The sequence below is a fragment of the Mesorhizobium sp. M7A.F.Ca.AU.002.02.1.1 genome (genome assembly GCF_003998535.1).
GTDB lineage: Bacteria > Pseudomonadota > Alphaproteobacteria > Rhizobiales > Rhizobiaceae > Mesorhizobium > Mesorhizobium ciceri.
Map to the genome: position 1 here is coordinate 1 of NZ_RZPB01000105.1, position 12,264 is coordinate 12,264.

The 12,264-nt window shown below is 65.2% G+C and carries 10 protein-coding genes and 1 pseudogene; 5 read left to right on the plus strand and 6 right to left on the minus strand.

Going from position 1 to position 12,264, the window contains the following annotated elements; genetic code table 11:
• A partial coding sequence (locus EN879_RS09485) for an ABC transporter permease (protein WP_164774358.1) occupies positions 1-487 on the plus strand: 487 nt, incomplete at its 5' end.
• Positions 488-731: 244 nt separating this feature from the next.
• Here EN879_RS09485 and EN879_RS09490 read toward each other — a convergent pair.
• On the minus strand, positions 732-1,499 hold the full coding sequence (locus EN879_RS09490) for an SDR family oxidoreductase (RefSeq protein WP_024504731.1): 768 nt from the start codon (positions 1,497-1,499) through the stop codon (positions 732-734).
• Positions 1,500-1,789: 290 nt separating this feature from the next.
• Here EN879_RS09490 and EN879_RS09495 point away from each other — a divergent pair, with 290 nt between their 5' ends.
• The gene (locus tag EN879_RS09495) at positions 1,790-1,945 is read left to right on the plus strand and encodes a hypothetical protein (RefSeq protein ID WP_013528960.1); all 156 of its coding nucleotides are present in this window, start codon (positions 1,790-1,792) and stop codon (positions 1,943-1,945) included.
• A gap of 110 nt (positions 1,946-2,055) precedes the next feature.
• Positions 2,056-2,997: an LLM class flavin-dependent oxidoreductase gene (locus EN879_RS09500; protein ID WP_013528961.1), complete on the plus strand. Its 942-nt coding sequence runs from the start codon at positions 2,056-2,058 to the stop codon at positions 2,995-2,997.
• Positions 2,998-3,003: 6 nt separating this feature from the next.
• Here EN879_RS09500 and EN879_RS09505 read toward each other — a convergent pair whose 3' ends face one another.
• The 5 genes from EN879_RS09505 to EN879_RS09525 form a co-directional block, all read right to left on the minus strand.
• Positions 3,004-3,690, minus strand: a complete 687-nt coding sequence (locus tag EN879_RS09505; protein WP_063169486.1) for an isochorismatase family cysteine hydrolase — start codon at positions 3,688-3,690, stop codon at positions 3,004-3,006.
• Positions 3,691-3,725: 35 nt separating this feature from the next.
• Positions 3,726-5,450: an ABC transporter ATP-binding protein gene (locus tag EN879_RS09510; protein WP_063170398.1), complete on the minus strand. Its 1,725-nt coding sequence runs from the start codon at positions 5,448-5,450 to the stop codon at positions 3,726-3,728.
• A gap of 109 nt (positions 5,451-5,559) precedes the next feature.
• Positions 5,560-7,563 carry a Fe(3+)-hydroxamate ABC transporter permease FhuB gene (gene fhuB, locus EN879_RS09515; protein ID WP_063169485.1) on the minus strand — a complete coding sequence of 668 codons (2,004 nt, stop codon included), beginning with the start codon at positions 7,561-7,563 and terminating at the stop codon, positions 5,560-5,562.
• Entirely contained in the window at positions 7,560-8,420 is an 861-nt protein-coding gene (locus EN879_RS09520; RefSeq protein ID WP_063169484.1) for an ABC transporter substrate-binding protein, read from the minus strand. Before EN879_RS09520 ends, fhuB begins: the two co-directional genes overlap by 4 nt.
• 25 nt (positions 8,421-8,445) lie before the next feature.
• Complete coding sequence (locus EN879_RS09525; protein WP_244514244.1) at positions 8,446-10,629, minus strand: TonB-dependent siderophore receptor; 2,184 nt, start codon at positions 10,627-10,629, stop codon at positions 8,446-8,448.
• A gap of 212 nt (positions 10,630-10,841) precedes the next feature.
• Between EN879_RS09525 and EN879_RS09530 the strand changes: the two genes are divergently transcribed.
• On the plus strand, positions 10,842-11,633 hold the full coding sequence (locus tag EN879_RS09530; RefSeq protein ID WP_063170397.1) for an ATP-binding cassette domain-containing protein: 792 nt from the start codon (positions 10,842-10,844) through the stop codon (positions 11,631-11,633).
• A 65-nt stretch (positions 11,634-11,698) separates the two neighbouring features.
• Positions 11,699-12,264: pseudogene (locus EN879_RS09535) on the plus strand (tonB-system energizer ExbB); the annotation flags it as partial.

Here is a 12,264-nt window from a genome sequence, read left to right on the forward strand (position 1 = left end):
GGTCTACATGGCGATCCTGGCCATTCCGTTGGCCGCTTTCATACTCTACCGCACGCCATGGGGCCTGTCGGTGCGCATGGTCGGTGAAAATCCGCGTGCCGCGGATTCGGCCGGTGTCAGCGTCATCGCCACACGCTTCCAGGCGGTTGTCCTCGGCGGCGCGCTGATGGGGCTGGCCGGCGCCTTCCTGTCGATGGCGCAGTTCAACGCCTTCACCTTCGGCGTCGTCTCCGGGCGCGGCTGGGTGGCGATCGCGCTGGTCGTCTTCGGCCGCTGGGATCCATGGCGCTCGGCGGGGGCGGCACTTCTGTTCGCCTTCGGCGATGCCTTGCAGCTGCGCATGCAGGCGAGCGGGCTCGGACACATCCCCTACGAGGCGTTCCTGATGCTGCCGTTCATCTTCACCATCGTCGCCATGGCTGTGATGTCGCGCAACGCGGTGGCGCCGTCGGCGCTGCTCAAGCCATTTCGCAGGGAGGAGCGTTAGCAAGCAGGGCTTGGTGCCATTTCCTCTCCCTCCGGAGGGGGGAGAGGTGGCGCTGCGAAGCCGCGACGGAGTGGGGGAACCACCCGGCAACCGTCGCGACGGACATTGGAAGGCCACTAGGCGCAAGAATCTTCCTGCACCGCGCCCAAGGGTCGCCCCCACTCCGTCGACCCCCACTCCGTCGAGCTGCGCTCGACACCTCTCACCCGATCGACGGGGGAGAGGAAGGGCGCCAGGCGTCGCCTCACATCGCGGTAAAACCGTTGTCGACGAACAGATGCGTGCCGTTGACGAAGCTCGACTCGTCGCTGGCCAGGTAAAGCGCCGCCCTCGCCACCTCTTCCGGCTCGCCGATGCGGCCCTGCTGCGCGGCCAGCGCTGCGTCCGAGACATCGACGCCGAGCCTGCCGAGGTCGGCAACCTCGCGCAGGCCGTGCGGCGTGCGGATGAAGCCCGGGCAGACGGCGTTGCAGCGGATGTTGCGGTCGCGGAACTCGACGGCGATGGCGCGGGCGAACATGTGGCAAGCGCCCTTGGTGGTGTCGTAGAGCACTTCGTTGGGAGTAGCCGCCACCGCCGAGATCGACGAGGTGCAGACGATCGAGCCGCCGCCCGCCGCAATCATGCCGGGCAAAACGGCGCGCGTCATCAGGAACATCGAGCGCACATTGACGGCATGCAGCCAATCCCATTCCTGCACCGTGGTCTCCAGGAAGGGCTTTATCACGATGGTGCCGGCGTGGTTGAACAGCACGGTGATGGGCCCGAGTTTTTCGATAGCACCCTTCACGGCGGCTTCGACCTGTGCCTCGTCGGAGACGTCGGCGACAAAATGCTCGGCGACATGGCCGCGTGCCCTGATTGTCGCTGCGGTTGCGGCGGCCGCCTCGCCGTTGCGGTCGATGATCGCCACCTTGGCGCCTTCGGCGGCGAACAACTCCGAGGCTGCTCCACCCATTCCCGTCGCGCCGCCCGAAATGATGGCGACCTTGCCGGCCAGTCTTGTGCCCATTTTTTTTGCCCCTTATGTGACGATTTCGCTTTGCTGGTTGGGTGATGCTACCGCGCCGGCGCCGGGCGGCCAATCCACGAATTGAGTGCCGCGAGGGCAAGGCCATAGGTCCATTCGGACGCAGACCCGAAAACGGACGCGCCATACGGATCGGCCGCCCGAGTGCCCCTGTAAGCAAGTGGCTACCAACTTCCCGTCACCTAAGAGAAAATTATTCTAGATTTGACCGAAAAATAGCAATCGACAAAGTCTACAAGTTTTATAGATTAACAGACGAGACGGAGGTCGATATGTCCTATATCCAGAACGCCCAGACGGATCGCAGTGGTCAGCGGGCGGCCAATGCCCAGACCTTCCGCCCGGCCTATGCCGGGGCTTTCGCCTATCTCGTCTTTGCCCTTGCGTTCGTGTTCACCGGGGCCGTTGTTCTGGGTCTTATTCCCTGAGTCGTCAGATCGACCGGGGTTAGCTGCCCCACCACTTACAGGCAATTGGAGTTGAATGAACCGAATCCTCGGCGTGCTTTCGCGCGCCCGACACCACGGAGGACATGGCAATGCCGATCGAGTTCACGCATATTCCCGGCAAGACCGCCGATGCCGCGGTTCCCTTTTTCTACGACTTTGCCGAGACCGCGACCAAGCTCGGGCTGATCGAGGACGGCGGCTTCCGCAAGATCGTCGTCGACGATTCGGCCGGACTGCTGACCAACATGGATCTTGCGGCCCAGGTGCTCGATCGCACCTCGTCGCTGGAAGTCGTGCTCACCCATTGGGCGGGCGTGGTCGAACCGACTGTGGCGGCCCGACAACTGGCGTCGATCGACAGGCAAAGCGGCGGACGCCTGGCGCTGAGAATGATCAGCGAGCCGCTGAGCGATGCCGACGCCGAAACACGGCCGGTCGGGCACACCGTCATCTGGCAGCGAATAGACGAATATCTGGTGCTGCTGAAGCGGCTGTGGTCGAACGACCGGCCCTTCGACCACGAAGGAACGTTCTACAGCATCAAGGGCGGCTACGTGCCGCGCAAGGGACCGCACGGCGCCGACCTGGTCATCCGCATGGGCGGGCAGTCCGGAACGGCGCTCAAGGTGGCCGGCCGGCATGCCGATGTCTTTGAACTGGCGCCGGGCTCGATCGACGAGATCCGGCAATTGATGGAGCGGGTGCGTCGCTCCGCCGCCGAACATGGCCGGGCCGGCAAGCTGCGCTTCGCGCTTCCGGTCGGGATTCACCAGGGTGCTTCCGCCTCCGGCCACAAGGCGGTCGATGTTGCCGGGCCGCCAGCCCAGGCCGCCCTGTCGCTGCTTGCCTATGCAGCCCTCGGGATCGATGAATTCATGATTGTCGGCGTCGACACGCCACGCGAGATCGCAACGCTCGGCCGGGAAACGATCGCCCTGCTGCGCAATTCGCTGGCGCGTCGCGAACACGAGGCATTCCAGCCTGGAGCATATGCGTCTCGTGCAGGATTGGAGACGCGCGCAACGGGCTGAAGTCCTTCAGCCTTTTGTTGCCTCGGGCCTGTCGCCAAGCCGCGACAGGCCTTCAATGACAGCGCCCGAATCCGCCAGCGCGCCGAAGACGCCATCTTCGACCGTCACCATATGAAGCGCGGCCTCGTGGGCTTGTTTGTCGCCGCTGGCGCAGGCGTCGGAAATCGTCAGGCATTGAAACTTGCGGTCGCAGGCTTCGCGCAGCGTGGTGTGGACGCAGACATCCGTCGTGCATCCGGAAAACATGAGATGCGTGATGCCTTGCGCGCGGAGCACAAGCTCGAAATCCGTATAGGTGAAGGCGCTGTTGCAGGTCTTGTCGACGATGATGTCGTGCGGTGCCACGTCGATCTCCGGAACGATCTGGAACCCCGTGCCCGAGCGCAGCAGGATATCGGTGCCGTCGAGACCGGAGCGCTTGCGGCGCCATTTTTCGTAAGGCGTCATATCGGCCATGTCGGCCCTATAGCCCTGCCTGGTATGGATGACCCTGACGCCGGCCCTGCGCGCGGCCGCGATCAGCCGGCTCACCGTCGGCAGGATCGCCCTCAGAGGCGACGGGTCATAGCCCTGCCTGGCGAAGTAGCCCGTCGTCGACAGGAAATCCTGCTGCAGGTCGATGACGATCAGCGCGGTGTTTTCGGCCACCAGCCTGCCGTCAAAGGGAAAGTCGAAGGGCGTTGCCTTGATCATCCGGGGGCTCCCTGCTTGGCCGCTACCATAGTGGATCAACGCGATGACACCAGATGCTGGGCGTCGTGCAGGCGTCGATAGATGCCGCCGGCACGGATCAGTTCGCTGTGCGACCCCTGCTCGACGACGCCCGACTCCGAGACGACGACGATGCGGTCGGCGCCGCGGATCGTTGCCAGCCGGTGTGCGATGACCAGCGTGGTTCGGCCCTCGGCAAGTTCGGCCAGCGACTTCTGGATTTCGCGCTCGGTCTCGGTGTCGAGCGCCGACGTCGCCTCGTCGAGGATCAGGATCGGCGGGTTCTTCAAGAACATACGGGCAATCGCCAGCCGCTGCTTCTGGCCGCCGGACAGTTTTACGCCGCGCTCGCCGATGATCGTATCATAACCGGCCGGCAGGCCTGATATCATGCCGTCGAGCTGCGCCCGCCGCGCGGCATCGGCGATGGCGTCGTCGGAGGCGCCGAGACGGCCATAGGCAATGTTTTCGCGGATCGAGCCGCCGAACAGGAAGACATCCTGCTGGACAATGCCGATCTGGCCGCGCAGCGAAGCGAGCGTCATGTCCCTGATATCGATGCCGTCGATGCTGATCCGCCCGGCGCTGACTTCGTAGAACCGCGGCAGCAGCGAGCATATGGTGGTCTTGCCGGCACCTGACGGCCCGACGAAGGCGATGGTTTCGCCGGCGCGGATGGTGAGATCGATATCCCTGAGCACCGGCTTGCCGTCGCCATAGCCGAAGCTCACACCGCGATATTCGATGGAGCCCTTGAGGCCGCTGGCGGTAACGGCACTGGGCCGGTCGGCGATGTCGGGTTCGGTGTCGAGCAACTCTGTGTAGCGGCGGAAGCCGGCAATGCCTTTTGGATAGGTCTCGATCACCGAATTGATCTTCTCGATCGGCCGCACGAAGACGCCGACCAAAAGCAGGAAGCCGACGAAGCCGCCATTGCTCAGGCCTCCCGTAATGACGAGGTAGCTGCCGGCAATCATGACCACGAGCTGGATCAGCCTTATGCCCATGTAGTTCAGCGAATTGCTGGCCGACATGATGCGGTAGGCGTCGAGCTTGGTCTGGCGGTAGCGCTGGTTGTCATGTGCGAACAGCGTGCGCTCATGCTCCTCGTTGGCGAAGGCCTGGACGACGCGCATGCCGCCGACATTCTCCTCGATGCGGACGTTGAAATCGCCGACACGCCGGTAGAGCGCCTGCCAGTTGCGCTCCATGCGGTCGCCGTAGCGCATCGTCACCCAGGCGATCAGAGGCACGATCACCGCCGTGATCAGCGCCAGATGCATGTTGACCGTGAACATCAGCACGAAGGCGCCGGCGAACGTCATGATGGCGATGAACAGGTCCTCGGGGCCATGATGCGCGATCTCGCCGATCTCCTCGAGATCCTTGGTGACGCGACCGACGAGATGGCCGGTCTTGTGGTTGTCGTAGAAGCGGAACGACAGTTTCTGCAGATGATCGAAGCTCTTGCGCCGCATCTCGGTCTCGATGTTGATGCCAAGCATGTGGCCCCAATAGGTGACGACCGCCATCAGCACCGTGTTGAGCAGATAGATTACCAGCAGCCCGGCCGAGGCGATGATGATCAGCGTCCAGTCCTGCCGTGGCAGGAGCTGGTCGACGAAGGTGCGGACCGCCATGGGAAAGCCAAGTTCGAGCAGGCCGGCCAGCACCGCGCAGGAGAAGTCGAGCGCGAACAGCCCCTTCCAGGGCGCGTAATAGGACAGGAAACGTCTGATCATCGAGGTGAACCGCAAGCTGTCTTGATGGACGCGGCGAGGGCACCGGCCGCCATCGATGGGCGCTGCTTACAATCGGCAGGGCAGGGCCGGCAATATGCCAGGGCCGACTTCATTGCCTGCCTTTCCACATCAGCGCCATGAAATAGGGGCCGCCGACGAAGGCGGCGATGAGCCCGGCCGGCACCTGCCAGGGAAAGATCAGCGTCCGGCCGGCCCAGTCGGCGGCAACGAGGATCAGCCCGCCTGTCATGGCCGAGGCCAGAAGCTGCGGCACGGCACGGCGGAAGCCGAGCATGCGCGCGAGATGCGGCGCCATCAGGCCGACGAAGCTCAGCGGGCCGATGACCAATGTCGCGGTTGCGGTGGCCAGCGCGGTAAGTGCCAGCAGAATGGCGCGAACCCGTCCAAGCCGCAGGCCAAGGCCACGCGCGGCAGTTTCGCCGAGCGGCACTATATCGAGCCAGCGCGCCGTCAGCGGCGCCAGCGCGAGGACGGCGACCGCGACCGCAGCGGCAGTGAAGGCATCATTGGGCGTTGCGCGATAGGTCGATCCCGATAGCCAGGCGAGCAGGAAGCCCGTGCGCGGATCGCCGCTGGCCAGAAGCAGCGCGGCGAAGGCCGACGCGACCGTCGCCACGGCGACGCCGGCAAGCAGCAGCCGCGACGGCGACAGTGCATTGCGCCGCCCGACCAGCACGACGATCGTCAGCGCCAGCAAGGCGCCCGCGAGTGCGGCGCCGAGCATTGCCGCGCGGTCGAAGCCGTCGCTGAGCAACAGCAGCGCCAGCACGCCGAAAGAGGCGCCGCCGGAAATGCCGAGCACTTCGGGTGCTGCCATCGGGTTGCCGGTCATGCGCTGCATCAGCGTGCCGGCGACCGCGAGCAGGACGCCCGCCGACAGGGCTACGACGACGCGAGGCGCGCGCAGGGCAAGCAGCTCGGTCAAATCCTCGGATGCGATCCAGTGCCAACCGCCTGCGCCACGGCCAAAGCCCATTGCGACGACAACCGCGAGGATGAGCGCCAGCAGGCCGGCGATCAACGGCAGGCCGTTTGTCGGCAGGCGTACGGACGACATCATATCGGCCTGCCTTTCGGGGGTGGTTCGCATTCGCGGCAACAGGAACAGCAGCAGCGGCGCGCCGAGCAAAGCGGTCGCGGTGCCGGCGGGGATTTCGCCGGCGAACGGCAGATGCTGCACCAGGCGGTCGGTGAGCCAGAGCAGGGCGCCGCCGACCAGCGGCGACCAGACCAGGCGGCGGCCAAGCGTGCGCGCTCCGGCCAGCCGCGCCAGCGCCGGGGCAGCGAGCGCTACGAACCCGATGACGCCGACCTCGGCGACGACCAGCGCGCCAAGCGAGACGGCGACAGCCATGCCGGCAAGGCGGATGACGGCCGGGCGGGTGCCGAGCGATGCCGCGCCGTCGTCGCTGAGATCGAGCAGGCGTAGCGGTCGCCAGAGCAGGAACGCGGCGCAGATGCCGGCCAGCAGCCACGGCGCCAGAGCAACGACGGCCGCATCGCCATTCTGCACCAGCGAGCCGCTCTGCCAGATGAACAGCTCCTCGGTGTATTCGCGGTTGAGCGCCATCAGCAGCGCGCCGGCCGAACCGAAAGTGAGGCTGACGACGAGGCCGGCGATGATGATCGACACTGGCGAAAAGCTGCGCCCGCGCGCCAGTGCGAAAACGGCTGATGTGGCGAGAGCGCCGCCAGCCAGCGCCACCCCTTCACGGCCGCCTTCCAGCAGCCATGGTGCGTAGAGGGTGGCGGCCGCCAAAGCGAGGCTTGCTCCGGCATTGGTGCCGATCGTGGTCGGCTCGGCCAGCGGGTTGCGCAGCACATGCTGCATGACGACACCGGCGAGACCGAGCGCCGCGCCGGCCAGCACGCTGACGGCGACACGTGGCAGGAAAGCATAGCGATACAGCAACTGCACTGGATCGGATGTGTCGGGGGCGGTGAGCGCCTGCCACCACAGGTGCGCCGGCAGAAGGTGGATGAGATCGATGACGCTCAGCACCAGCGCCAGCCCCGCGGGCACGGCAACTAGCAGGATGAGCGCGCCGATGCCGTCGCGCTGTCGCGGCAGGGACATTGCCTGAGCGATCATGCTGCTGCCACGAATTCGGCGAAACGCGCGGCAGCAGTGAGACCGCCGAACGGCCAGACCGGCGGAATGGTCCGCACTTGGCCGTTCCGGACGCAGGGCAGGTTGGCCCAGAGCGAGTTGCGGGCGATCCTGATCCTGACGTGCGGCGGGATCGGATCGAGCGAGATCAGTTGCGCCTCGCCGACGGCGACCAGTTCCTCGATGCCGACCGTCGAAAAACCCCATTCATTGGTGGCGCCGGTCCAGGCATTGACGAGGCCGAGCCGGTCGAGGACGTCCTGCAGCAGGCTGCCGGCGCCGTAGACGCGGACATGGCGATCGTCGAACATGCTGACGACGCAGACCGGTTTTTGCACCGCCCGCTCCAGCCTGGCACGCGCTTGGGCGATCGAGGCTTCGATGCGCCCGACAAGGTTTTCTGCTTCCGTCCCACGGCCAAGCATGTTGCCAAGCTGCAGCGTCACCTGCTGCGCCTGCGCGTAAGGTGGAGCCTTGCCGCTGTAGAACGGCACATTGAAGGTCGGCGCCAATCTGGTGAAGCTGTTCTCGTCCAAGCCATAGCCATAGGCGCCGACGATCAGGTCGGGCCGCAATTCCCGAAGCAGTTCGAGATTGGGCTCGCTGCGCGACCCCAGGTCGATGGTGGCCTGCGGCAGCGCCGGGCCCTGGACCCAGTCGCCATAACCCCTGGTGTCGCCGACGGCGAGCGGCGACACGCCGAGCGAGACCACCATTTCGGCCGATGTCCATTCCAGGCAGACGACGCGGGCAGGTGCCGCGCGTGCCGTGCCGCCCGGCAAAGCGAGACCGGTCGCGGCGAGGCCGGCAAGATACTGGCGCCGTGTCAGCGCCGCCATTTTGGGCCGGCCCGCCACATTGCTTCTACCATGTGTATTTCACCGAACCGTTGATCCTGCGGCCCTCGCCGTAGAAGCAGCCGAAGCCCGAGGAGAAGCAGGAGGCGACGTAGCGTTTGTCGAACAGATTGCTGGCATTGAGGCTGAGCGTGGCGTTCTGCCAGGCGTAATGCACCGCCGCGTCGGCGAGCACGACCGACGGAACCTTGAAGCTGTTGGCGTCGTCGCCATAGGTCGAGCCGACATAGCGGACACCGGCGCCGAGGCCGAGACCTTCGAGCTTGCCGCCCATGAAGGTGTAATTGGCCCAAAGCGATGCGGAATGGGCCGGCACGCCGAAGGGCGTGTTGCCCTCGTTGCTGACCCAGACGCCGTTGACATCTTCGACAGCGGTCGCCCTGGTGATCTTCGTGTCGAGATAGGTGTAGGCCGCTCTCAGGTCGAAGCCGGAATCGAGGCTGGCAACGGCCTCGAATTCCACGCCGCGCGAACGGATCTCACCGGTCTGGAACAGATCGTTGGGCGAGCCCTCATTACCGGAACGCACGACATTCTGTCGGGTCAGGTCGAAAACCGATGCCGTAATGAAGGAGTTCCAGCCGGTCGGCTGGTATTTCAGCCCGATCTCGTATTGCCTGCTGGTCTCGGGCACGAACAGATTGCCGTCGCTGTCGGCGCCGGCCACGGGCTGGAACGATTCGGAGTAGCTGACATAGGGCGCAAGCCCGTTGTCTGCGAGATAGACCAGGCCGGCGCGGCTGGTGAAGGCGTTGTCCTTCTGCTCGGGAATGTAGCCGCCGGCCAGATTGTCGTAGACCTTGGCGTCCGACCAATCCTGGCGGCCGCCAAGGGTCAGCCGCCAGTTGCCGAACTTGACCTGGTCCTGGGCATAGAGACCGACCTGCTGCTGGGTGGTGTCGGTATCGGTGTAGGGCGTCAGATCGGTGATCGGGTACCCGTAAACCGGATCGAAGATGTTGAAACCGTCCTCGACGGTCCCTTCCGAGGCATAGTCGCGGTAAGTGTAGCGTTTGTAGTCGAGGCCGACGAGCAGCGTGTGGGCAAGCGGCCCGGTGTCGAAATCGGCTTGTGCCTGGTTGTCGATGGTGACGCCGCTGAGTTTGGTGCCGCCGGCATCTGCATAACGGTAGTAGTCGCCGCTTGAAGGTTCCAGGCCGTTCGAGTCCGTCAGTCCGCCACCAAAGACGCCCTCCTCGGTGTGGGTGAGGTGGACGTAGCGGGCATGCTGTCGCACCTGCCAGGTTTCGTTGAAACGGTGATCGAATTCGTAGCCGATCGAGGCCTGGTCGTTGTTGTAGGAGTCGAAGCCGGGTTCGCCGACGAACATGCTGTTCGGCAGGTACTTGCCGTCCTTGCCCGGTATGACCGTGCCGTAGGCAGGCAGGTACTGCATCGCCCATCCCGAGCGGTCGCGCTGATAGTTGGCGAGGATGGTCAGGCTGGTGTCGGCATCGGGCTGCCAGGTGATCGCCGGGGCGATGAAGATGCGGTCGTCCTTGACGAAATCGGTCTGCGTGTCGCCCATGTGAGCGGCACCGGTGAGGCGAAACAGCAGCGACTTGTCGGCGTTCACGGCACCGCTGAAATCGAACTTGCCTTCATAGCGATTGAAGCTGCCGCCACCGAGTTCGATCTCGCGCAGGTTTTCCTCGGTCGGCCGCTTGCTGACATAGTTGATGATGCCGCCGGGGCTAGCCTGGCCGTAGAGCACCGACGCTGGTCCGCGCAGCACCTCGTAGCGTTCCGCGCCATAGGAATCGAGTGCGGTGAACAGGATGAAATTGCTCTCCTTGAGCTGCAGCCCGTCCCTGTAGAAGACGCCGTTGGCGTTCGAAATGCCGCGCAACTGCAGGCCGAGGCCGCGATTGTCGGTGCCGTAGAGATCGCCGGTGGCGCCGGGCGTGTAGCGCAGAACGCCGCCGAGGTTGTCAATCGCCTGTGCTTCCATCTGGTCCTTGGTGATCACCGATATCGACTGGGGCGTCTCGATCAGCGGCGTGTCGGTCTTGGTGCCGGTGGAGCCCTTGGTGGCCACGTAGCCCTTGACCGGCCCGAAGGCGCTTTCGACACGTTCCTGGACGTTGATCGGGTCCAGGGTGGTGGTGACCGTCTCCTGGGCCAGGGCATGGCCGCAGCCAAGCAGGGCCGGCACCGACACCGCTGCGATCAGCAGGCGCTTCCGCGCCATCCGGTCCTGCCAAATCAGTCCACGTCCCGAGATCATCCTGCGCCCCCTTTTCCAAATTTCATGTCGATATTGCCGGTCGCGACGATTTGTTGATCGTTGCAGTCATCTTCAATGTTGACTAGTAAGGTCATGTTTCATAGTCAACCGGGCATGAGCCGTCGAAAGCCGGAATCTGGAAATGCGGGCGGCCGCACTGGAGAAAAGCCATGAGCATGGCTGGAATTGATGCCCAGACTGCCTTCCATATCGACGCGGTGCGCTTTGCCGTCGGCGAGCGGACGCTGCTCGGTCCGGTCTCGCTCGAACTGCAGCGCTCGCGCGTCTACGGGCTGATCGGCCACAATGGTTCGGGCAAGTCGACGCTGATCAAGCTCATGGCGCGCCAACAGCCGGCGAGTTCAGGCGCCATCACTTTCGCCAGGCGTCCGTTGCCGCAATGGGGCGCCCGCGAATTTGCCCGCGCGCTTGCCTATCTGCCGCAGACGACACCGGCGGCGACCGGCCTGACCGTGCGCGAACTGGCGACGTTGGGACGCTATCCCTGGCATGGCGCGCTTGGCCGCTTCCGCGCGCAGGACAGGCAGCATGTCGACGAGGCGCTGGCCCTGACCGACATGGACGGGTTCGCGGATCGGCTGGTGGACGAATTGTCGGGCGGCGAGCGCCAGCGCGCCTGGCTCGCCATGCTGGTGGCGCAGAACGCCGGCGTCATGCTGCTCGACGAGCCGATCTCGGCACTCGACATCGCCCATCAGGTCGAGGTGCTCGGGCTGGTCAAGGAACTCAGCCGCAAACGCGACCTCTGCGTCGTCGTCGTGCTGCACGATCCCAACATGGCGGCGCGCTACTGCGACGAACTGATCGCGCTCAAGGACGGCAAGCTGCTGACGCGCGGCACACCCGGCGAGATCATGCGCAGCGATGTTCTGAAAGGCATTTTCGGCGTGGAGATGGGCGTGTTCGCGCACCCCGTCACCGGCCAGCCCGTCGGCTATGTGCAGTGACGAGATCTGGTGCGGCGGCGGGAAATAGAAGGCGGCTGGCCGCTGTGAGAACAAGGAAGAAGCTGTTGTCGAGAACTGGTTTGTTGGCGGCGTTGGTCGCATCCGTCATCCTGTCGGCCGGCAGCGCGATGGCCCAGGAGCAACCGGCCGGTGCCGCGCCGGCGATTGATGCCCCCACCCCGGCTGCTCCCACGGCCCCAGCGCCGATTGCGCCGGCGCCCGCCGCACCGGCAGTCGCTCCGCCGGCCACGATGGCGCCTTCGCAGCCAGGCACCCAGCCGAACACAGCCGCGCCAGCCGAGGCCGGACCTTCGACGGCGATGGAATTGACCTTGCCGCATGACCTGTCGCCATGGGGCATGTTCATGGCGGCCGATATCGTCGTCAAGGCGGTGATGATCGGGCTGGCCTTTGCCTCCCTCGTCACCTGGACGATATGGCTGGCCAAGTCGCTGGAGCTTTTCGGCGGCAAGCTGCGCATCCGTCGCGCCGTGCGGGCGATCGGCGAGGCCGCCACGCTGAAGCAGGCCGGCAGTACCCTCGACCGCAGCGGCGGCCCGGGCGCGCTGCTGGTGCGGGCGGCCGAGGAGGAGACCGCACTCTCAGCCGGCGCCCTCGATCATGTCTCAGG